Raw genomic sequence first — 22,583 nt, 5'->3', positions numbered from 1 at the left:
GAGTTCGAGGGAACGCCAATGTTCAGACAAACCCTGCTCGCCGTCGTCGCCGGCGTGACGATGATCGTCGCCCTCGACGCGGCCGCGGCGCCCGGTCCGCGCGCCACGCCGCCGGCGAACCTCGAGCGGTTCCTGGCTTACCCCTTCCTCAACGGGCTCACGGCCTCCGAGGGCGGCGACCGGATCGCCTGGATCGAGACCAAACAGGGCCGGCGCAACATCTGGATCGCCGAGGCGCCGGACTTCCGTCCCCGCCGCCTGACAGACGGGACCGCCGACGACGGCATGGAGCTCGCCGAGCTCAACTTCTCACCGGACGGCAAGACGCTGGCGTGGTCGCGCGGCGGCGGTGAGGGGAACGGCTGGTCGATCGGCATGCCGCCGCCCAATCCCGCTTCCGCGGTCGACGAGCCGCACAAGGAGATCTGGGCCTCCGCGGCCGGGGCGGCGCCCATGCGCGTGGCGCCCGACGGCGAAGAGCCCGCGCTCTCGTCCACCGGCAAGCTGGCTTACCTGAAGGACCGTCAGGTCTGGACGGCGGACCTCACCGGGAAGGAGAAGCCGAAGCGGCTGTTCTACGATCACGGCAAGGCGAGCCAGCTGGCGTGGTCGCCGGACGGCTCGCGGCTCGCGTTCGTGTCGCGGCGGGGCGACCACAGCTTCATCGGCGTCTACAGCGGCCCGGACCATCCGCTGACCTGGCTGGCGCCGGCCACTGCCTTCGACAGCAACCCCGTCTGGTCGCCCGACGGCCGCCGCATCGCCTTTTCGCGCGTGGCGGGCATCGCCGGACCGCTGGCGTCGTCTCTCGTGGAGGCGCCCAATCCGTTCTCGATTTGGGTGGCGTCGGCGACCGACGGCGCGGGTGGCGCCGTGTGGCGCAGCCCGGTCAGCCTGGAGGGTTCCTTCCCAGAGGTTCCTGACGGCCTCTTCCTCATGTGGGGCGCCGGAGACCGGCTGACCTTCCGCGCTGAGATGGACGGGTGGCCCCACCTCTATTCGGTCTCGGCAACGGGCGGCGAAGCCACCTTGCTGACGCCCGGCCCGTTCATGGTCGAGCACGTCGTCATGACGCCGGACCGCCGCGCCTTGCTGTTCAGCGCCAACAGCGGCGGAGCGGAGGGCGATATCGACCGGCGGCACCTGTTCCGCGTTGCGGTCGATCGTCCGGGACAAACGGCGCTGACGCCCGGAACCGGCCTCGAGTGGACGCCCGCGCCGCTCCAAGATGGCCGCATCGCCTACATCTCGTCGACCGCAAGCAAGCCCATGCAGGTCGCGATCGCGGGTGGTGACGGACGCGGGGCCAAGCCGCTGGCGCCGGCGGAGGGCGACTATGCCGCCAAAGGGCTCACCGTCCCAAGGCCGGTCACCTTCAAGGCCGCTGACGGCCTGCCGATCCACGGCCAGCTCTTCATGCCGCCCGACGGCAAGGCAAAGCATCCCGCCCTGATCTTCGTGCATGGCGGGCCGCCCCGGCAGATGCTGCTCGGCTGGTCCTACATGGACTACTACACCCACGCCTACGCGATGAACCAATACCTGGCCTCGCGCGGCTTCGTGGTGCTGTCGGTGAACTACCGTCTCGGCATCGGCTATGGCCGGGCCTTCCAGCACCCGAACAAGGGCGGCCCAGCCGGCAATTCGGAATACCAGGACGTCGTGGCCGGCGCGCACTTCCTGCAGGCCCTGCCCCAGGTCGACCCCACGCGCCTCGGCATCTGGGGCGGGTCGTACGGCGGACTGCTGACCGCCCACGCCCTGGCCCACAACAGCGACATCTTCAAGGCGGGCGTCGACTTCCACGGCGTGCACGACTGGTCCCTGACACCGGGTCTCGCCGCGCGTCCGCAGCGGTACGAACAGGGCGACTACGACGCGATGATGAAGACCGCCTTCGAGAGTTCGCCCGAAGCCGCCATCGCCGGATGGAAGTCGCCGGTCCTGCTGATTCACGGAGACGACGATCGCAATGTCCGCTTCGACCAGACCACGGACCTGGCCCGGCGCCTGGCGGCGCAGGGAACCCCCTTCGAGGAGCTGATCCTGCCCAACGAGATCCACGGCTTCCTGCGCTACGACAGCTGGCTCAAGGCCGACACCGCCACCGTCCGTTTCCTCGAGGACAAGCTGAAGCCCTGAGCTCCCGCACGCCCCGCGGCGCTGGCGCGAATGCCGGTTCCCGAAAGAGCTTGGCCTGTGCCATGGTGAATTTGCCAAATCGGCAAATTGAAGAAACCGGGGGTTTTTCGATGGCGAACGGGCGCGCGCGCAAGGTCATGGCCGGCCTTGCCATCACGGCCCTGGTCGCCGGACTGGCAATGGCGGCCCCGGCCGCTGCGGATCCTGCCGCCGACGCGGCCCGCCTGGACCGGATCCTCGCCCAAACGCCGCTGATCGATGGGCACAATGACCTGCCGTGGGAGCTTCACGAGCGCTACGCCGACAAGGCGGCGCTGATAGACCTCCAGCACGGCGCGGGCGCGCTGATGACGGACATCCCGCGCCTGCACATGGGCCGTGTCGGCGGACAATTCTGGTCTGTGTACATCCCGGTGGAGATTCAGGGGCCGGCGGCGGTTCAACTGACGATCGAGCAGATCGACCTGGTGAAGTCGCTGGCCCGGCGATACCCCGCCGACCTGGAGATGGCCTATTCCGCCGCCGACGTGGCTCGCATCCACAAAGCCGGCCGAGTCGCCTCGCTGATCGGGATCGAGGGCGGGCACCAGATCAACGACTCGCTGCCGGCGCTCCGGCAGATGTACGCGCTCGGCGCCCGCTACATGACGCTGACCCATACGCGGAACACCGCCTGGGCGGACTCGGCCACGGACAAGCCCGTGCACCATGGCCTGACGCCCTTCGGCCGCGAGGTGGTGCGCGAGATGAATCGCCTGGGCATGCTGGTGGACCTCGCCCACGTCTCCGAGGACACCATGAAGGACGCCCTGCAGACGTCGCGGGCGCCGGTGATCTTCTCGCACTCCTCGGCGCGCGGCCTTGTGGACAATGCGCGCAACGTCTCCGACGAGGTGCTGCGCCTGGTCGCCACGAACGGCGGCGTGGTGATGGTCAACTTCTATCCCGGCTTCGACTCCGACGCCCGGTTCCGCTGGACAGCCGCGCGGGCCGGCGAGCAGGCCCGGCTCAACGCCCCCACCTTCGGCATCGATCTCGGCCAGCCCGAGAAGGCCGCCGCGGCGCTGAAGGCCTGGGAGCAAGCCCATCCCGAACCGCCGGTGACCATCGCCGACGTCGCCGATCACATCGACCACATCCGCGCGGTCGCGGGCGTCGATCACGTCGGCCTGGGATCCGACTTTGACGGCATCCCCGAAGCCGTGACCGGGCTGGGCTCGGTGGATCAGTTCCCTGCCCTCTTGCTGGAGCTCATGAAGCGCGGCTGGACCGACGGCGACATCGCCAAGGTCGCCGGCGGCAACGTGCTGCGCGCCATGACCCAGGCCGAGCAGGTCGCGGCCCAGCTCCGGGCGCGGGAGCTGCCGTCTACCGCGACGCTGGAGGATGCCGACGGCCCCGGCGCGCGGCCCTGACGCGCTGCGCAGCAAGGAGCTAACCTCGTGAGCGAGAAGACCGGCTGGTTCCAACGGTGGCTGCTTCCAGGTCTCGCCTTCAAGGCGGTGGTCATCGGCGGCGGCTACGCCACCGGCCGGGAGCTGGCCTCCTACTTCTTGCCTAGCGGGCCCTGGGGCGGGCTCTACGCCATGCTGCTGTCGACCGTGATCTGGAGCACGGTCTGCGCGGTCACCTTCCTCTTTGCCCTGCGCACCTCGAGCCAGGACTACCGGACCTTCTTCAAGAACCTGCTGGGCCGGTTCTGGCCGGTCTACGAGGTCGCCTATCTGGCGGCGCTGGTCGTCATCCTGGCGGCATTCGCGGCAGCGGCCGGAGCCATTGCGCAAGCTGTGTTCGGCCTGCCGCCCATCGCCGGCGCCCTGGCGCTGATGGCGATGATCACCCTGGTGGCGGCCTGGGGAAACGACTCGGTCGAGCGGCTCTTCAAGTGGGTCTCGTTCCTGCTTTACGGCACCTACGCGGTGTTCCTGACCCTCTCGCTGCTGAAGTTCGGCGACCGTATCAGCGGGGCCTTCGCGACGCAGACGCCCTCGACCGGCTGGGCGGTCGGAGGCCTCACCTACGCGGGCTACAACATCATCGGCGCGATCATCATCCTGCCGGTCACGCGCCACCTGACCTCGCGCAAGGACGCGGTCGTCGCAGGACTGCTGGCGGGGCCCCTGGCCATGGCGCCGGCGGTCCTGTTCTTCATCGTCATGGCCGGCTTCTATCCGACGATCCAGCGGCAGGTGCTGCCGTCGGATTTCCTGCTGGGACAGCTCGGCCTCCCGGCGTTCCGGATTCTCTTCCAGGTGATGATCTTCGCCGCCCTGCTGGAGAGCGGCACCGGCGGCGTGCACGCCATCAACGAGCGTATCGCCCACGCCTATCAGCGGGGTGACGAGCGGGTCTTCAGCAAGCCCATGCGGCTGGCGGTGACGGTGGCGATCCTCGCGGGCTCGGTGTTCGTCGCCGATCGCGTCGGCTTGGTCTCACTGATCGCCAACGGCTACCGCTGGCTGTCCTACGTGCTGCTGGCGATCTACGTCGCGCCGCTGCTGACCTACGGGCTGTGGCGGCTGTCCCGGCCGCGGCTCGCCGCCGGCTAGTTTGCGTTGCAGAAATTTAATATCGGTTTTAGAAAATCACGTGCCACGAACGGCTTCTTTCGCGCTGGGCCGCGCGGTCCTCTTGAGAGCTTCGTCATGAAAAAACGATCGATGGTCGCCGCCCTGATCGCGGCCGTGGCGTTCGCCGCCGGCGCCGGCGCCCAGGCGCCTGCGCCGAAGTCGGCGGAAAAGCCCGCGGCGGTGCAGGGGCCCAAGACGGCGACAGGGCATGAGCTGACTGCAGTGGACGCCGAAGCCTGGCTGGACGGCCTGGTCCCCAATGCGCTCAAGACCGGCCAAGTCCCCGGCGCCGTGATCGTCGTGGTGAAGAACGGACAGGTGCTCGTCGAGAAGGGCTATGGCTTCGCCGACAACGAATCCCGCGCGCCCGTCGATCCGAGGGCCACCCTGTTCCGGCCGGGGTCGACCTCCAAGCTGTTCACCTGGACCGCCGTGATGCAGCTGGTCGAGGCCGGGAAGCTCAACCTCGACGCCGACGTCAACACCTACCTGGACTTCAAGATTCCCGCCTACAAGGGCTACCCCGTCACGCTGCGTCAGATCATGACGCACAGGGCCGGTTTCGAGGAACGGGCCAACGACACCATCGGCTTCGGCAAGCCGCCGGCGCCGCTGGGCGACTTCCTCAAGAAGTACGTTCCGCCGCGCATGTTCACGCCGGACGAAGGGCCCGGGTACTCCAACTATGCAACGGCGGTCGCCGGCTATATTGTCCAGAGGGTCTCGGGCGAGCCCTACGACGACTATATCGAACGCCACATCCTGACCCCGCTCGACATGCGGAACTCGACGTTCCGCCAGCCCCTGCCGGCCGCGATGCGGCCCCACATGGCCACCGGCTATGTCACTTCGGAAAAGGTGGGCTCCGGATATGAATTCGTCGGGCCTGGACCCGCGGGAGCCCTCGCCTCGACAGGCGACGACATGGCCCATTTCATGATCGCGCACCTGCAGCTCGGGCGGTATGGCGACACCCAGATCCTGAAGCCGGAAACGGCGAAGTTGATGCAGACCACCGTGACCCGCGCGATGCCCGATCTGAACGGCAACCTGCTGGGCTTCATGGAGCGCAACATCAACGGACACCGGGCGATGGGCCACGCCGGCGACACCAACTACTTCCACTCCGACCTGGTCCTGTTCCCTGACGATCAGGTCGGGTTCTTCATTTCCGTCAACGCCCCCGGCAAGGGCGGCGCGGGCGCGATCCTGCGCGATACGCTCATGCAGGAGTTCGCGGATCGCTACCTGCCGGCCGCCGCCACGGTGACCACGCGGGTCGACACGGCCACCGCCAAGAAGCATGCCGCGATGATGGCCGGCGCCTACAACAACACCCGCGGCGCGAAATCGACCTTCCTGTCGCTGCTCGGCCTACTCTCGCAGAACACGGTGACAGCCAATCCCGACGGCACCATCACAGCGCGGCCACTCTACTATCCGGCCAAGTTCGTCGAGGTGAAACCGTTCCTCTGGCAGGAGGTCGGTGGACACGACCGCATCGAGGCCCTCGTCAAGGACGGCAAGGTGGTGCGTTGGGCCAGCGATGGCGTGGCGCCCATCGAGATCTATGTGCGCCCGACGGGGTTCGCCGCCACGGGCCTGGAGAAGCCGCTGTCGATGGCCAGCCTGGCCCTGCTGGCCCTGACGGCGCTGCTCTGGCCCGTCGTCGCCTTCGTCCGCTGGCGCTACGGCCGGTCGTTCGAACTGACCGGAGCGCGGGCCCATGCCTATCGGGCGGTGCGCGTTGGCGCGGTTCTGTCGATCGCGGGCATCTGCCTCTGGCTGTTCGACTTCACCCAGGCCCTGTCCACCAAGGGCGCCAACCTCAACCTCTTGATCCACCTCGCCCAGCTGACCTGCCTGCTCGGTTTCGCGGGCGGGCTTGTCGCGGCGATCTGGAACCTGACGCTGGTGTTCAAGCCGGGAAGCAGCTGGTTCGCCAAGCTCTTCGCGGTGCTGCTGGCGCTCGCGTTCGGCTTCATGCTGTGGATGTGCCTGCACTACCACCTGATCGGCACAGGCGTGATCTTCTAGGATCCGCCGAGGCGGCGACCGCGGCTACTTCGCGGTCGCCGCAGTGCGAACGAAATCGAGGTCCTGGAAGTCGAAACTGAAGTCGGTGGTGGGCGAGAGCGGCGCCATCGTCATGCCGCTGACCTTGCCATCCATCCCGGTGCGGAAGTTGACGAGGGCGTCGGCCTTCAGGGTCTTGTCGTCCCAGCGCACTGCGAAGACATTGCCCTTCATCACCTGCATGTCGCCGGCCATGTCCGAGGTCCGGCTAAACACCATGCGGAGCTTGTCGCCCTGCTTCCTGACCGTCACGTCGCCCCGCCAGGAGTCGTGATAGACGCCGACGTAGGCGTCGAGCGGCAGGAAGGCGCGGCCGCCGGCTGACTTGATCGCGGCCTCCGCGTCGCGATCGGCGGCATCGGCGAGCTTGGCCTGTTCGGCTTGTCGATCCGCCCAGACCTTCACCCAGTCCTTGGCCGGCTTGCCGAGGAACGGGTCGAGCAGCGACTGCATCATCGCCGACATGGCTCCACCGCTCTGCTGGTTGGTAAGCACGATGACGCCCAGATGCTGTTCCGGCAGCAGGGAGACGTAGCTCACCATTCCGACCAGGCCGCCGGTGTGCGTGATGCGCAAGGCGCCCTGATAGTCCTCGATGAACCAGGCTAGGCCATAGTTGCGGAAGTGGGTCTGGGTCGCCGCGGCTGACTCTGGCAGGGGCGCGACGATGGTCTGCGGCATCCACATCTCCTTCTGCCGAGCCCGGGTGAACAGCGCAGACCCGTCCCTGAACTTGCCCCCTGCCAGCTGAAGCTCGGCCCAGGCGGCCATGCCGCTGGCGTTGCACTGGATAGAGCCGGCCGGGTCGTAGGCGGTGCTCGGGTCGGGGGTGACCACGGTCATCCTGTCGCCGACCACCACGTGCGGCATGGCCACATTGCGCCCCGCGATCAGGCTGACCGTCGCGGCGCAACCGGTCCCCAGCCGGTCCAGGATCTTCGTCTGGACGAAGGTCTCCCAGCTCATCCCGGTGACCGCCGGCACCAAGTCGCCGGCGACGATGTAGAGCAGGTTGTCGTAGGCGAATTTCGACCGGAAGCTCGAGGCGGGCGGCAGATACCGGAGATTGTGGATGATCTCCGCGCGGGTGAAATCGCTGACCGGAAACAGCATCAGGTCCCCGGAGCCGAGGCCAAGCCCGCTGCGATGGGTCAGCAGGTCACGGACCGTCAGCTCGCGCGTCACATAGGGATCGTAGAGGCGGAAGCCCGGGAGCCGGTCGATGACCTTGTCGTCCCAGCTGAGCTTGCCCTCGTCGACCAGTATCGCCAGCGCCGCCACCGTGAACGCCTTGGTGTTGGAGCCGATGCCGAAGAGGGTGTCCGCATCGACCTTGTCCGGTTTGCCGGCTTCGCGCACGCCGTAGCCCTTGGCGAACAGCACCTTGCCGTCCTTGACGATGGCGACCGACATGCCGGGCACGTCGAAGGTCTTCTGGATGCGCGCGGCGAGCCGGTCGATGTCCTGTGGCTGCGCGCCCACGGGCAAGGCCGGGGAGGTGGGCGTCGCGGCCAGGCCGGGCGTGGCCAAGGCGAGCCCGAGGACGCAGGCGAGAGCCCCGCCGAAGAGGCGCTGGCGCGGGGTCGAAGCGGTGCGTGGAACTTGCATGGCGATCGTCCGTCCTCGTGGTCTAGCGGCGCGCGGGCTGCGAATGCAGATGCCTGGCGAAGAAGTCATCGGTGGCGTGGAAAAACCTGTTCCAGGAGGCCGCGCGAAGCAGGTCATGGATCTCGTCGGGCAGGACGATCTGCTCGAACTCGACGTTGTGCCGCCGCAGGCCCTCGACCACCTCGACGGTCTGCGAGAACGGGACGTTGCGATCGTCGTCGGCATGGATCAGCAGCACCGGCGACTTCCACTTGTCGATGGCGCCCATGGGCGAGGACTTGAGGGCAAGGTCGGCAGCGGGGTCCCCGGCCCCCGGCCCGAGCCGACCCCCGATGGTGCTCCAGTCGTGCACGCCCGCGTAGTCGACGCCCGCGGCCAGCAGGTCAGAGTGGCGCGACAGGCCCAGCGCGGTCATCAGCCCGCCGTAACTCCCGCCCCAGATGCCGATGCGCGCGGCGTCGACATCGGCCCGGGACGCCAGGTATTTGGCCGCTCCGACGATGTCGTTGTCCTCGCTCGCGCCCTTGGCGCCGAAGGCCTTGGCTTCGCGGAAATCAAGGCCGTAGCCGCTGCCGCCGCGGTAGTTGACCGAAAGGACCACGTACCCCTCGTCGGCGAGATACTGGTTCAGGCCGTACATGTAGGCGTAGGCGTCCATCGGATGCCAGCCGAGCAGCATCTGTCGGGTCGGGCCGCCGTGGAAGAACAGGATCGCCGGACCCCGTCCGGTGCGCCCGGCCGGGGGCAGGAACAGCTGGCCATGGACCTTCACCCCGTCGGGTGAGATGAAGACAACCTGCTTGGGTTCGGTGAGCCGCGCGGCCGGGAAGTCTGCCGGCATGGCCGCGGCCGCAAGTTCGACAAGCTGGCCCGCTGCGGTCAGCGAGACCGGGCGGATCGGCTTGCGCCAATCCCCGTGCAAGGCGACGATCCGGCCGTCACTGGTCACCGCCGGACTGTCCTCGATGGTGGCGCCGCGCGTGAGTTGCCGAGGCGTACCGCCGGCGAGCTCCCAGAGGTGGCGGTGATCGATGTCGCCCTCGTTGGAGGAATAGACGATCCGCTTGCGATCGGCGCTGAGGCTGGCGCTGAACACCTCGAAGTCGCCATGGGTAAGCCGGGTCGGCTCCCCGCCCGCCGGCGAGATCGAATAGAGCTGCAGCCAGCCGCTGCGCTCCCATGGGAAGACCAGCCGGTTGTCGGCCGTCCACATCAGGTTGGTTTCCGACTCCAGCGGATGGAAGGCGCTTCCGGCCCCCGCGCTCGCGGTCCACACGGCGGTCGCGGCGCCCGTGACGGGGTCGCCGACCCACAGCGACCAAGGCTGCGCCTCATGGCTGTCGGCAAAGAGGCCCGCGTTGCTCGCCGCGATGCGGGCGTAGGCGAGGCTCCGGCCGTCAGGCGACCAGGTCGGGGCGACGTCGCGGTCGACGCTGGGACTGAGCCAGACGATGGTCTTGGCGGCAAAGTCGTAGACGCCGACCAGGCTGTGGTCGCCACGCGAACTGACAAACGCCAGGCGCGAACCGTCCGGCGACCAGGCGATCTGCCCGCTGCGGCCGCGGTCGTGGATCAGCTGCGTAGGTTGCCCGCCCGCCGCCAGCGGCGCAACCCAGACCTGGCCGGCCTCGATGTAGGCCACGACATCGTCGCGGGGCGACGCAGCCGCCGAGTGTCCTGGCCCGATGCGGCGCGTCGCGGTCCCGTCGACCGAGGCGACCCAGATCTCCTGGCCCAGCGCGCCCGAGGGTTTGCTGAGGACGTTCACCGGACCGCCGCCCTCCAGGCTGCCGCCTCGCGAATAGACGACGTGGCGGCCATCCGACGTCCAGTCCAATTCACCGAGATCGACCCCGTCGTCCCCGGCATAGGCGCTAATCGGATGGGCCGTGAAGGCGCCGTTCGCCCCGGGCTCGGCGACCCAGACATTGCGGCTGCCGTCCTTGTCGAACACCCACGCCACCCGGCCGCCCTGCCCAGCCGCGACAAGGCTGGAGGGGAACGGCGCGCTGAGCACCTGCTCGATGGTGAAGCCGTGGGCCGGGGCGCGCGGGGCGGCTGTCGCGGGCCACGGCGCCAGGATCGCAGCGACGGACACGGCGGCGGTGGACAGGCGCATGCGGCCGGGAAGCTTGAACATCATCGGACACCTTCAAGGACGGTTCGAGTTTCGCGGCGCCACGCCCGGAGGGCGCAGCTCATGCGAGGGCCTGATAGACGTACCAGCCGCCCCACAGATCCTGGGCGACGGAACCGAGGGACTTGTAGGCGGTGATCTCGGAGGCAGATCGGCGGCCTTCGACCTTGCCCGCCAGCACCTCGCCTATCTCCCCGGCCACATGGCCATCGTCGATGCGGCCGGACTCCACGGCGCGGCGGAGCTCCGTGCCTTGGGAGAGCACATTGGCGCGGCTGTCGGCGAAGTAGCGGGCGCGCACGACCAGGTCGTCGTCGACCTCAGTGGGCCCCAATCGGCTGGAGCCGACGATGTTCACGTGGGCGCCGTCCTTCAGCCAGGCGCCCGCCAGCACCGGTTCGGCCGACGCGGTCGTCGTGCAGAGGATGTCGGCCTTGGCGGCGGCGGCGGCAAGGTCCTCGGTGGCCTCGACCGCCAGACCGTCCTCCTCGGCCAGCGCCTTGGCCAGCCGCCTGGCGTGCTCAAAATTGCGCCCCCAGAGCACGACACGGCGCAGCGTCCGGACGGTGGAAATCGCCCGGATATGGGCCTCCGCCTGCTCCCCTGTCCCGAGGACGAGCAGGCTGTCCGCGTCCGGCCGAGCGAGAATGTCGGTGGCCAGCGCGCTGGCCGCGGCGGTGCGGATGCGGGTGATTTCGCCCGCGTCCAGCACACAGACCGGTGCGCCGGTCTGCGGATCGAACAGCACCACGACGCCCTGGTGCGACGGAATCGACGATCCAGGGGGCTGCTGGAAGGCGCTGATCAGCTTGGCCCCGAAGCGGTCGTCAGCGATCACCCCGGACATGACGCCGAACACCCCCTTGCCGCTGGGCAGGGGCAGGATCTGGCGCGGCGGCTGGTTGATGCCGCCAGTCGAGACCGCGATCATCGCCTCGCGCATCAGCGGCACACAGGCCTCGAAGGTCAGCGCGTTGCGGATCTCCTCGCGGCCGATGAATCTGAGCTCCATATGAGGCCTCAATAAGCGATGTTCGGATGGATCAGGCGCAGGGTGACGATGAACCAGATGCACGCTAGGCAGGCCGCCGCAATCGCTGCGCTCGACACCTTGGCGGGCCAGCCTCGGGCCGGATCGGCGAACACCGCCCCTGCGTTCATCAGCGGCGCGAGCGTCCCGACCACGCAGACCACCCCCAGGAGCTGGATCAGTCGGACGATCCAGTCGTCGCCGCTGGAGGCATGCCCCCCGCGGTTGAGGAGCCACCACCAAAGATATCCGAAGGCCAGGTAGGCGCAGCAGACCGCCCTGGTGGACCGGTAGAGCGTCGCCGCTCGCCCGGCCAACGCGAAGCTGCAGCCGTAGCGCCTGCGGATGATGGCGGCCAGCGGCCAGCTGAGCGCTGCGATCGCGAGTATACCGCCGCTCAGATACAGGAGCGGCAGGTTCCAGGCCGCCGACAGGCTGGCCGGCACGGGTTGCAGCGCCTCCACCGGCGGGTAGTCGTCGCGCATGATCAGGCTGACCCTGCCGTCCCGGACGAGCGCACCCATCCGGCTGGCGCTGCCGATCGCCTGGTACTGGAAGGGTCCGATCTCGCGCCAGCGCTGGAGCTGATGGCTCACGCCGCGATAGGAGGAGACGGTGACCACCCCATCCTTGTCCGAGGACACCTTGGTCTGGCCGAGCAGGAAGCTGCGGATCCTGACCCAGCTGGCCTCCGAGCGCCCGGTGTCCATGTAATAGCCGGCGAGCACCCGACCATCGGCCTTGGCGTTCGCCCAGGTAGGCGGCGTGGCCTTTGGCGCCGGGAAGTAGCGGTTGGTGAACCCCTTGAAGACCGAGGTGCGCAGGCCGGTCCCCAGCGCGCCCGCGCCGCCCGTGCCGGCGCTGTTCAGCGAGATGTACAGGCCGACGTGATCGTCGAGAAACAGGTGCAGGTCGCTGTGGAACAGGCCGGTATCGCCGGCGTGACCGATCACCCGGTGTCCATTGGCGGGCTCCTGGTAGAAGCCCAGCGCCATGCCCGGGAGCCCCGGCACCGGCTGGAACTGCAGGCCGTGCATGTATTGCGCGGTCGCGGCGCCCAGGATGTGCTGACCCTGGAATTCCCCGTCCTGCAGATGGGCGATCATGAAGCGGCCGAGGTCAGAGCCCGTGGTCGCCAAGGCGCCGGCCGGCGGCATCTGGACCAGCTCGTACGGCCCAGGGTGGCCCGAAGCGGTGCGGTAGCCCTTTGCCATGTCCGCGGACCAGCCCTTCGGCAACGGCTGCTCGAAGGTCGAGTGAGTCATGCCGAGCGGCGCGAAGATGTGGCGTGCGATGTAGTCTTCGAACCGCTCGCCGGACACCCGCTGCACGATGTAGCCGGCAAGCGAGGCGCCGTAGTTCGAATAGGCGGGCGTGGTCCCCGGGGCGAATATCCGCGCGGGCATGGCGACCTCGCCCATCTGGCGCATCGTCTTGAGGTGCTTGATATCGGGGGGGAACAAGTCCTTGGAGGCATCTGCGAAGCCCGCCGAATGGGTCATCAGCTGCCGCATGGTGATCGGCTTGCCGTCGTAAGGCGGGACCTTGAGATCGAGGTACCGATTGATGTCCGCGTCGAGGTCGATCTTGCCCGCCTCGACCAGCTGCATGACGGCCGTCCAGGTGAACAGCTTCGAGATCGAGCCCGGGCGGAACAGGGTCTTGTCGGGATCGACCGGCCGCCCTGCCGCGACGTCCGCAAGACCGTAGCCGCGTTCGAACAGGGGCTGGCCGTCCTTGACGACGACAACAATCACGCCGGCGATATCGGCGCGCTCCATCTCGGGGGGCAGCATGCCGTCGAGATATGCGGAGAGGTCCTCGGCGGTCAGCGGGTGTGCGCTCGCCGGCGCGGGCGCAGCGATGCGAGCCGGCGCGCTCACCGGGGCTGGGGCAAACCCGCAAAGCGCGATGAACAGCGCGCCTAGTGCCGCGAACCTGGATCGTAGCGTCATCCGTCCAACCCCCTGGCGCTGCGCGAGATCCGCCCCACTGAAGACCGGGAGCCCGTGGACAGGAGCGTTCAAGCGCCATCGAGGCCCGCCGGCCGCCATCACGATCAGTTCATACGATTTCTCATTCCGCAAGCTGTTTCAGGTTTGGATATAATGCCGCTTTCCGGGAAATTTTCCCTGTGTAGAGCCGCGGATCCGCAGGGCCGGGATGGGGCGAATTGGACCTCGGAACCCGGCGCGTAGTAGGGTGCGAAAAGCAGATGTGGAGCCGAGCGCGCGTGAGCACCAAAGCAAAGCCGGGGTCAGTCCTGAAGAGCCTGAGACTCGCGAACGGCTGGACATTGTCTGAGGTCAGTCGGCGGACCGGGTTGCCGGTTTCGACCTTGTCGAAGGTCGAAAATGACAAGATGTCGCTCAGCTACGACAAGCTCGCACGGATCAGCCGGGGGCTGGAGATCGACATCGGAGTGCTCTTCTCGTCGGAGGTCGCAGCCCCGCTGAGCCTCGTCACCGGACGCCGCAGCATCACTCGGGCCGGCGAAGGCCGGCTGATCGAGACCGAACCTTACGAGCACGTCTATCCGGCGGCGGATCTGCTGAACAAGCGCTTCGTGCCGATCGTGGTGGAGATCCGCGCCAGGTCGATCTCGGAATTCAGCGAGCTCATCCGCCATCCCGGCGAGGAATATACCTACGTCCTCGAAGGCACGGTGGAGCTGCATACCGACGTCTACGCCCCGGTCACCCTCAACGTGGGGGACTCGATCTACTTCGACAGTGGCATGGGCCACGCCTACCTGTCGGCGGGCCCCGGCCCCTGCCGCGTCCTGACCATCTGTTCGGGCGAGGAATCCCAGCTGATCGCCGCGCTCGGGCAGGAGACGGCCGCGCGTGCGGAGCCCACCAGCGCGCCGCTGGCGCCCGTCGACACCATCAAGGCCGTCAAGCCAGCGGGTCGGCGACGCGCGGGTAGAAGTTGAGGTCCGACTTCTTGACGTAAGGCAGTGTGGCGAAGTCCATCTGGATCGCACCCGACGTGGCGGCCCGGATCACCTTCGCCGCGATCGGCGCGAACCCGCCATAGAAGTGTTGGCTCGACTTCACCGCGACGATCTTCTTGTCCTGCAAGTCGATGCCAAGCCCGGTGAAGGCGTCCGGTGAAAAGACCTGGGTGCGGGTCGAGATCAGGACCACGTCGATCCCGGCGACCTCGATCCACACGGACAATCCCATGGGGGACCGAGCCGTCCCCAGACCCCCTTGGTCGTGCGCCTCACGGACGGCCCTTACCGTGGCGTCGACGTCCAGCGGCTCGCCTGACGAGGCCCCGGACTTGCCGCCGATCCGCAGTCTCAGAGTGGCGCCGACGCCTGCGTCCGCACACACCGAAGCCGCGATCGGGTCCCAGATGGCGGCGAGCGCGGCCGCGCGGACGCCGCGGTCCAGCATGGCTTTCAGCAGGCCCGTGTTGTCGCCGGGGGCGCCTCCCCCGGCGTTGTCGGCGGTATCGGCCACGACGACCAGCCCCGGGGTCTCGACAGCTTCGGCGAGCGCCGCCTCGACACTTGGAAACCGCGGCAGCAGCTCGTCGCGGGCGGCGTAGATCTCCAGGCCGATCTGCTGGCTCAGCCGCGCGGCAAGCGAGCGATCTCCGTCGGTGATGACCAGCACCCGCGAACCGGTATCGGGCGTATCGCCCCACGGAAAGCCGTGCGCGAAGCTCACGGACAGGACGCCCGATTCACGCTCGATCATCTCGAAGCGCGCGACGAAGGAGGCCATCGGCTCCTGCGTGGTGGGATAGAAGCCGACCATCCGGCAATCGAACAGCGCCGAGGTCGGTCGCACCTCGCCCCGCGCCTTCGCCGTGCACAGGCTGTAGAGCTCGACCGCACGCTCCAGATAGTCGTCGTGCGGATAGTGCTTCATGAGGATGACCGCGTCGGCGGCATCGACGAGCGCCTGGGTCAGGTGACAGTGCGGGTCGAGCTCGACGCCAATCACCGCCGCGGGGCCGACGATCTCGCGCACCCGGCCGACGAGATCGGCCTCGCAGTCATCGCACCCCGACGAAACCATCGCCCCGTGCAGGAAGAGCAGGACGACGTCTGCCGGCCCTCCCGACCGGAGGTCGGACAGGATCTCTTCGCGAAACCCCTCGTAGACGGACTGCACCATCGGCCCCGACGGTTGGGCCCAGGCGAACAGGCTGGGGGTAAAGTCGTGACCGTCGCGGACGCACAGCTCGCGCCACAGCTGCGCCGTCTTGTGGTCGGACCCCGAACCTTCCAGCACCTCGTCGCCGCGGCGAATGCCCGCTTCCTCGAACGCCCTCGCGCCCGTGGGCCAGGGGGCGAAGGTATTTGTCTCGAGCTGCAGGCCGGCTGCGAACACGCGCAAACTCGATCTCCTAGATTTCGGTTGTGGAAAATCGTTTTCACATATGCCAAATCGTAACCTGACCCTAGCGACCGACACAACCGATGATGACCACTCCGAACATCGATGGCTCGCTGGCCGGGGAAGCGCCTTGGCCGGCGCCCTCGCGCGCCTGGTGGGCGGTGGGGGTGTTCTGCATCGCGGCCGTGCTGTCCTATAGCGACCGCCAGATCCTCAGCCTGCTGGTTGATCCGATCCGCGCGGACCTGCATGCGACGGACGTCCAGATCGGCCTGCTGCAGGGCGCCGCCTTCGCCTTGATCTATGCCGTGGCAGGGGTGGCCCTTGGCCGCGCCGCCGACGTCCTGCCGCGTCGGCTGGTGATCGTCGCGGGCATCGTCATCTGGAGCCTGGCGACGGTGGCCTGCGGCTATGCGACCTCGTTCTGGACCCTGTTTGCCGCGCGCGCCGCGGTTGGCATTGGTGAGGCCGCGTTGGCGCCGGCCGCGATGTCGATCATCACCGACAGCTTCCCCGTGAACCGCCGCGGTGCGGCGACCGGGACTTTCCTGATGGGCATGATCGTCGGCGGCGGCGTCGCGCTGGCTCTCGGCGGAATTATCCTCCAGGCGGCGCAGTCCGGAGCCCTGCGCGGCCTGCCGATCGTCGGCGGGCTTGCCCCTTGGCGGGCGGGCCTGGTGATCCTGGGTCTGCTCGGACTGCCGGCCGCGACGCTCGCCCTCACCGTCCCCGAGCCGCGGCGCCGGCACCTGATCGCCGGCGCCACCGGACGCCCCGTCCCGCTGCGTGACGCCGCCCGGCGGCTGGCGCTGCTGTGGCCGGTCCTGCTGCCGCTCTATGCCGCCATGGGCCTGAGCAGCCTGTGCGACTTCGCCATCCTGAACTGGACGCCGACCTTGCTGTCGCGGCGCTTCGGCGTCGGCGTCGCCGAGATCGGCGGCGTCCTTGGCGCGGTGGTGATCGTCGGCGGCGTGCTGGGGTCGGCCGGCGCCGGGGTCGTGGCCGACCGGATGGTGAAGCGGGGCGGCGCCTCCTCGCGACTGCTCCTCGCGGTGGGCGCGATGGTTGCGGGAATCCTCAGCACGCTCTTCGTCCTGGCGCCCCTGCCGGCGGTGATCTTCGCCCTGGCCGGCGTCTGGATCTTCGCCTCGACCACGGGTCAGGCGGTCGGGATCACCGTCCTGCAGGAACTGGCGCCGGGCGACGCCCGCGGGCTCAGCGTCAGCATCGTCTCGCTGATCAATATCGGCGTCGGCCTTGCCCTCGGCGCCGCGCTTCCGGCGTTGATCCTGGAACACGTTCTGCACGACCCGGCGGCCGTGGGGGCCGCGATCACCGCCGTGGCCTTGCCGTGCGCCGTTGTCGCGACCCTGCTCTATCGTCTCGCTCTGTCCGCCGCCCGAGAGATCGACAAGTCATGAAGACGATCGCCGCCGACGTTGTTGTGATCGGCGCCGGGATCGCCGGCGCCTCGGCCGGCGCGGCGCTGGCGGAATCCCACAAGGTGGTCGTGCTTGAGCGCGAGGCGTTTCCCGGCATGCACTCGACCGGACGCTCAGCCGCGCTGTTCTCCGAGATCTACGGAAGCGGGCCGATCCGGGCCCTGTCCCGCGCGAGCCGCGATTTTCTCTATTCACCGCCGGAAGGATTCGCGGCCGCGCCCATCGTCCATCCTCGCGGAGCCCTGCACATCGCCTCTCCGGCCCAGATGGCGAAGCTCGACGCCTTCTGCGCCCTGGCCGATGTTGCGCCGTCGATCCGCCGCCTAACCGCCGCGGAGGCGCGAGCCCAGTGCTCTGTCCTGCGGCCCGACTATGTCGCCGGCGCCGCGCTCGAGACAGGGTCTGCCGACGTGGATGTCGACGTCCTGCACCAGGGCTGGCTTCGCCAGCTCAAGGCGAGGGGCGGCGAGGTGATCGTCAACGCCGAGGTCGTGCGACTGTCCCGTTCGAAGGCGGGGTGGCGCGTGGAAACGCCGGACCTGCAGATCGACGCGGCGACGGTGGTCAACGCCGCCGGCGCCTGGGCCGACGCGATCGCCGGGCTCGCGGGGGTGGCCCCAGTGGGGCTGCAGCCAAACCGCAGGACAGCGCTGATCGTCGCCGCGCCGGAAGGGTCGAACAGCGACGAATGGCCGATGGTGATCGACGTCGACGAGCAGTTCTATTTCCGGCCGGACGCCGGCGCGCTCCTGCTGTCGCCGGGAGACGAGACGCCTACGGATCCCTGTGACGCCCAACCGGACGAGTGGGACGTGGCCACTGCCATCGACCGGGTTCAGACGGCGACCACGCTGCAGGTGCATCGCGTCCGCAGAAGCTGGGCAGGCCTGCGCAGCTTCGTCGCCGACCGCAGTCCCGTGGTTGGCTATGCCCCGGACGCCCCCGGATTCTTCTGGCTGGCGGGCCAGGGCGGTTACGGCATCCAGACGGCGCCGGCGATGGGTGAGCTTGCCTGCGCCCTCGTTCGCGGCGAGCCCACGCCCGAGAACCTCCTGCGGTTTGGCGTCGAGGCGCGAGACCTTCGGCCGGATCGCTTCACCGAAAGCCGGGCCACCGTTCAAGCCGACTGACGCCTTGTACGCCGCGTCAGATGTGGATCGCCCCCGGGGCCTTCGGCGTTCGGACCGGTCTCGGGAGAGACCGGGCGTGGAATTTCACGCGCCTGCGGCCGCGTCGCGACCCATGCGGTGCGGTGCTTCGCGCCCCGGTGCTGACGGGCGAGATTGGTGGCCGACAGCCGGGCCGCCAAGTGGTCGTTGAGGTCGGCCTTTCCCAGTATGACCAGGTCTCCGGACCGCAGTCCGTCCGCGCGATCGAGCGCCTGAAGACGTTCGGGCAAGGACGCGAGGTCGGCGGGCGAGGCCGAGAGGCCCGGCGCCAGATCCCCGAACTCGTCCCGCGTGACCACGGCCGGGCAACCGCGCTCATCCTCCAGCAGCACATAGCCCAAGATGCTGCGGAATGGGTTGCGGCGACCGGTCAGGGACGTCCCGATGACGGCGGCCAGCTGCCGTGCGCCCGGCGGACCGGCCCCCGGGATCTGCAGGATCCGGCTCAGCAGGGGTCGAAGGCTCGACAGGGGTTCTGCGATGGGTCGGACTCTCCCGGTCCTGGGCAGGGCCCAAACGCCTTCCCCGCCCGCGATGCGCGCGCTCCAGGCGGTCAGCTCGCCGGCGATATGGCGCACCACACCGTCGTCTTCGTCGACCACCGCCCAACTAGGTTGCTCCCCGTCGAACCGAACCAACTGCACCTGTGAGCTCCGAGCCAGCCATCGATGCGGCAGGATAGAGCCGGCGCCGGACTGGGTTTGGGCGTTCTTCCGACATTGCCATGCTTTCACGCATAGATAAGAGTGCCGAAGAGGTATTTCGTGGATAATTCCAATCTGAACTTGGACGATATCGACCTGCGCATTCTGGATGCGCTGCAGAAGGACGCCTCCCTCTCCACGAACGATCTTGCGGAGGTGGTCGGGCTTTCGCAATCACCCTGCTGGCGGCGGCTGTCGCGTCTTCGGGCGGCGGGGTACATACGCGGCCAGGTGATGCTCCTGGACGCCGAGAAGCTCGGCATCAACACGGTGGTCTTTGCGAGCGTCCGGCTCTCCGCGCACGGTCGCGCCAATCTCACCGAATTCTCGGAAGCCATCCGGCGATTTCCCGAAGTCGTTGAATGCCATGCGATTATGGGGCCGTTCGACTTCCTGTTGCGGATCGTGACGCGGGACGTGAGGGCCTATGAGCAGTTCGTGTTTGGCCGCCTGTCGACACTCCCCACGGTCCAGGAGATCAACTCCACGATGACCTTGTCCGAAATCAAGTCGACCACCGCCTTGCCCCTACGAACGCGCTGAGCAGGGCCTCACCGAGCGCTGCGACGCCTCGACATCGCGGACCCCTGACGACCTGCGACTTGATCAATCCAAGGATCGTCGTTTGGCGCGTTGATGGGCCCTCCCTGGATGGGCGCGATGCCGCCGCCGGTCGGCCCCAGACCCACCGTTATCCCGGTGAAGCGACAGGACTTTCAGTTCCGACGTATCGAGCTCCGCATTGGGAGGCGACGTGCAGATTTTGAAAGCATTTGCCAGTTCTGCAAAAACATTGTCATCATCGGGTCAGGGACTATCAGGGGGATTTCATGAACGCCGTCACGAAGCTGAACTTGCTTGCCGGGGCCGCCTTCGCCGCCCTCACGCTTCCGGCCGTGAGCCATGCCGCCGACGCGTCATCCGGCTCCAGAGCCAACACGGTCCAGGAAGTCATCGTCACCGCCGAAAAGCGTGAGGAGAACCTGCGCGATGTTCCGCAATCGGTGACGGCCATCTCCGGCGACGCGCTGGACCTGAAGCGAGCAACCACCTTCGAAGACTATGTCACCACCGTTCCGGGCATGAACCTGATCTCGTCACAGCCGGGGGCGACCCGGCTGGTGCTGCGGGGCATCAACGCCGGCGGCGTAAGCGCCACCATCGGGACCTATGTCGACGAAACCCCCTACGGCTCGGTCACCGGCCTGGCGAACGGGGCGGTCCTCGCGCCCGATCTGGACACCTTCGACATGCAGCGCGTCGAGGTCCTGCGCGGCCCGCAGGGCACCCTCTACGGGGCCAGCAGCCTCGGGGGCCTCCTGAAGTTCGTGACCAACGCGCCGGACCCCTCGCGCTTTGCGGCGAGGGTCGAGGCGGACGCCGAGGACACCGCCTCGGGGTCCACCGGGGGGTCGGTAAAAGGCATGGTCAACCTGCCGCTCAGCGACAAGGCGGCCTTCCGCGCCAGCGGCTACTACAGCAATCAGCCGGGCTTCGTGGACGACCCCGTGCGCCACGTCAAAGATGTCGACTCGGCGAAATTCAGCGGCCTGAAGGCGAGCGTCCTCTTCCACCCGACCGAGAAATTTTCCGTCCGGATTTCGGCCGTGGGCCAGGACATCACCAGCAAGGGCACGTCGACCGTGGACGTGAACGCCGTAACGCTGGCGCCGATCTTCGACGACCTGTCGCACAGCCGTACCTTCGACCAGCCCAACAAGGTCACCTACCGGATCTACAATGCGACGGAAAACTACGACTTCGGTTTCGCCAATCTGCTGTCAGCCACCAGCTACGCGACGCTCCGCCAGACCGGCGATCAGGACGGAACGGTGCAACTGGGCGGACTGCTGACCGCGCTGTTCAGCCCTGGCACGCCGATTGGCGCGGGTCTCGCGCAGGACCTCAGGCAGAAGAAGTTCACGCAGGAAATCCGCCTGTCCTCCCCCGCGCAGACCTTCGAATGGCTGGTCGGCGCCTTCTACACCCATGAAGAGAACGAGCTTCACCAGAACCTCAGCGGCATCAGCCTGCAAAACCCGCCCGCGATCGTGCCGGCCGCGGCAGGGGCGGAGGTGATCGCGCTGCCGTCCGACTACAAGGAGTACGCTGCCTTCGCGAACGTGGACTACCACTTCACCGATCGCTTCGATGTCAGCGTCGGCGGCCGCTACAGCCACAACAAGCAGTCCGAAGTCCAGACCACGGTTGGCCGCGGCCCGCTGGCCGCCATCTCCTCCGTCTTCCCGGGATCCTCGTCCGAGGGCGTATTCACCTTCGCCGTGGCGCCCAAATTCAAGCTGAGCGACGACGCGACCCTCTATGCCCGGGTCGCCAAGGGCTATCGTCCTGGCGGTCCCAACGCCGTGAACCCGGCCGCCGCCGCGGCGGTGCCGCGCAGCTTCCAGTCGGACACCATCGTCAACTACGAAGCTGGGGTGAAGGCGGACCTCTTCGAACGCACCGCCTCCGTCGAGCTGACCGCCTTCTTCATCAAATGGGATCGCATCCAGCTGCTGGCCAACGTCGCCGGATTTGGCGTCAACACCAACGGCGGGTCCGCCGAAAGCAAGGGCGTGGAAGGCGCGTTCACCGTTGTGCCGACGCCGGGCCTGACCCTGTCCGTCAACGGAGCCTATACCCAGGCGAACCTCACGGCGGACACACCCGCCATCCTCGGCGGCAAGAATGGCGATCACCTGCCTTACTCGGCGCCGATCAGCGGCTCGGTGAGCGCCGACTACGCGACCCCCATCGGTAACGACATGCGCCTGTTCGTCGGCGGGAGCGTCCGCCTCGAGGGCCGCCGGCACTCGGACTTCGCCCCCTCCGGCCAGGTATCGGTTCCGGCCTACACCAGCATCGATCTTCGCGGCGGCGTGGAATGGAGCAACTACCGCGCCGAGCTTTACGTGAAGAACCTCGGTGACGAGCGCGGGATCCTGTCGATTGGGGGAACGGGCAACACGCCGAACGGCGCGCGTGCGGAAGGCATCATCCGGCCGCGCACGATCGGGCTGTCGCTCAGCGCCAGCTACTGACGGATAGCCGGCGCGGTGCGGATGGTTGCGGCGCGGGAGAGCCGACCGCCGCCAGCTTAGCGCAGGTGAGACTGCGGAAGCTTCGCCTGTGGCCTTCACGGGCGCCGCCAATGGTCAGGGCGCAACAGGACCGTCCGCGGAGCGCTGCTGGTAGGCCCGGCAGGACTTGAACCTGCAACCAGACCGTTATGAGCGGCCGGCTCTAACCATTGAGCTACGGGCCCCCGCAGGGAACCCAGCGCGGTTAGCATGGGCGGCACGGGCCTTAAAGCTTGCGTTCAGAAAGCGACGCGCAGCTTGTCGGCGAAG

General features: G+C 68.0%; 15 protein-coding genes and 1 tRNA gene. 9 read left to right on the top strand and 7 right to left on the bottom strand.

The features are described 5' to 3' along the window. Positions 1 to 18 precede the first annotated feature (18 nt). The 4 genes from VGT80_RS13650 (at position 19) to VGT80_RS13635 (ending at position 6,749) form a co-directional block, all read left to right on the top strand. Positions 19 to 2,142 (top strand): S9 family peptidase, encoded by a 2,124-nt coding sequence (locus VGT80_RS13650; protein WP_327456665.1) that lies wholly within the window; start codon positions 19 to 21, stop codon positions 2,140 to 2,142. A gap of 110 nt (positions 2,143 to 2,252) precedes the next feature. Then, a complete protein-coding gene (locus VGT80_RS13645; protein WP_327456663.1) occupies positions 2,253 to 3,557 on the top strand; it encodes a dipeptidase in 1,305 nt (434 codons plus the stop codon). A 27-nt stretch (positions 3,558 to 3,584) separates the two neighbouring features. Then, positions 3,585 to 4,691 (top strand): hypothetical protein, encoded by a 1,107-nt coding sequence (locus VGT80_RS13640; protein WP_327456661.1) that lies wholly within the window; start codon positions 3,585 to 3,587, stop codon positions 4,689 to 4,691. Between the two features lie 96 nt (positions 4,692 to 4,787). Then, positions 4,788 to 6,749 (top strand): serine hydrolase domain-containing protein, encoded by a 1,962-nt coding sequence (locus VGT80_RS13635; RefSeq protein WP_327456659.1) that lies wholly within the window; start codon positions 4,788 to 4,790, stop codon positions 6,747 to 6,749. Between the two features lie 24 nt (positions 6,750 to 6,773). Here the strand turns inward: VGT80_RS13635 and VGT80_RS13630 are convergent, their stop codons facing one another. The 4 genes from VGT80_RS13630 to VGT80_RS13615 are packed head-to-tail and all read right to left on the bottom strand — an operon-like array spanning position 6,774 to position 13,518. Then, a complete protein-coding gene (locus VGT80_RS13630) occupies positions 6,774 to 8,396 on the bottom strand; it encodes a serine hydrolase (protein ID WP_327456657.1) in 1,623 nt (540 codons plus the stop codon). A gap of 22 nt (positions 8,397 to 8,418) precedes the next feature. Continuing rightward, positions 8,419 to 10,539, bottom strand: coding sequence for a S9 family peptidase (locus tag VGT80_RS13625; RefSeq protein WP_327456655.1), 2,121 nt, complete (start codon positions 10,537 to 10,539; stop codon positions 8,419 to 8,421). A 55-nt stretch (positions 10,540 to 10,594) separates the two neighbouring features. After that, complete coding sequence (locus VGT80_RS13620) at positions 10,595 to 11,545, bottom strand: ornithine cyclodeaminase family protein (protein WP_327456653.1); 951 nt, start codon at positions 11,543 to 11,545, stop codon at positions 10,595 to 10,597. 8 nt (positions 11,546 to 11,553) lie between these two features. Further along, entirely contained in the window at positions 11,554 to 13,518 is a 1,965-nt protein-coding gene (locus VGT80_RS13615) for a serine hydrolase domain-containing protein (protein ID WP_327456651.1), read from the bottom strand. Positions 13,519 to 13,778: 260 nt separating this feature from the next. Between VGT80_RS13615 and VGT80_RS13610 the strand changes: the two genes are divergently transcribed. Further along, on the top strand, positions 13,779 to 14,498 hold the full coding sequence (locus VGT80_RS13610; protein WP_327456711.1) for an XRE family transcriptional regulator: 720 nt from the start codon (positions 13,779 to 13,781) through the stop codon (positions 14,496 to 14,498). Here VGT80_RS13610 and VGT80_RS13605 read toward each other — a convergent pair. After that, entirely contained in the window at positions 14,461 to 15,912 is a 1,452-nt protein-coding gene (locus VGT80_RS13605; protein ID WP_327456709.1) for a M81 family metallopeptidase, read from the bottom strand. The genes VGT80_RS13610 and VGT80_RS13605 overlap by 38 nt on opposite strands. Before the next feature lie 89 nt (positions 15,913 to 16,001). Here VGT80_RS13605 and VGT80_RS13600 point away from each other — a divergent pair, with 89 nt between their 5' ends. Together VGT80_RS13600 and VGT80_RS13595 are read left to right on the top strand one after the other, a co-directional pair. After that, on the top strand, positions 16,002 to 17,339 hold the full coding sequence (locus VGT80_RS13600) for an MFS transporter (RefSeq protein WP_327456649.1): 1,338 nt from the start codon (positions 16,002 to 16,004) through the stop codon (positions 17,337 to 17,339). After that, a complete protein-coding gene (locus VGT80_RS13595) occupies positions 17,336 to 18,490 on the top strand; it encodes an FAD-binding oxidoreductase (RefSeq protein ID WP_327456647.1) in 1,155 nt (384 codons plus the stop codon). Before VGT80_RS13600 ends, VGT80_RS13595 begins: the two co-directional genes overlap by 4 nt. On the opposite strand, the gene VGT80_RS13590 is transcribed toward VGT80_RS13595, so the two are convergent. Further along, a complete protein-coding gene (locus tag VGT80_RS13590; RefSeq protein ID WP_327456645.1) occupies positions 18,478 to 19,173 on the bottom strand; it encodes a hypothetical protein in 696 nt (231 codons plus the stop codon). The genes VGT80_RS13595 and VGT80_RS13590 overlap by 13 nt on opposite strands. Before the next feature lie 120 nt (positions 19,174 to 19,293). On the opposite strand from VGT80_RS13590, the gene VGT80_RS13585 reads away from it, so the two are divergent. Beyond that, positions 19,294 to 19,776, top strand: coding sequence for an Lrp/AsnC family transcriptional regulator (locus tag VGT80_RS13585; protein ID WP_327456643.1), 483 nt, complete (start codon positions 19,294 to 19,296; stop codon positions 19,774 to 19,776). 287 nt (positions 19,777 to 20,063) lie between these two features. Further along, positions 20,064 to 22,274: a TonB-dependent receptor gene (locus VGT80_RS13580; protein ID WP_327456641.1), complete on the top strand. Its 2,211-nt coding sequence runs from the start codon at positions 20,064 to 20,066 to the stop codon at positions 22,272 to 22,274. A 148-nt stretch (positions 22,275 to 22,422) separates the two neighbouring features. Here VGT80_RS13580 and VGT80_RS13575 read toward each other — a convergent pair. Continuing rightward, positions 22,423 to 22,498 (bottom strand) — tRNA-Ile (locus tag VGT80_RS13575). Positions 22,499 to 22,583 lie beyond the last annotated feature (85 nt).

The sequence above is a fragment of the Phenylobacterium sp. genome (genome assembly GCF_035944335.1).
Lineage (GTDB): Bacteria > Pseudomonadota > Alphaproteobacteria > Caulobacterales > Caulobacteraceae > Phenylobacterium.
Note: the sequence above shows the minus strand (reverse complement) of the source record. Positions and strands in the feature narration are given on the sequence as shown.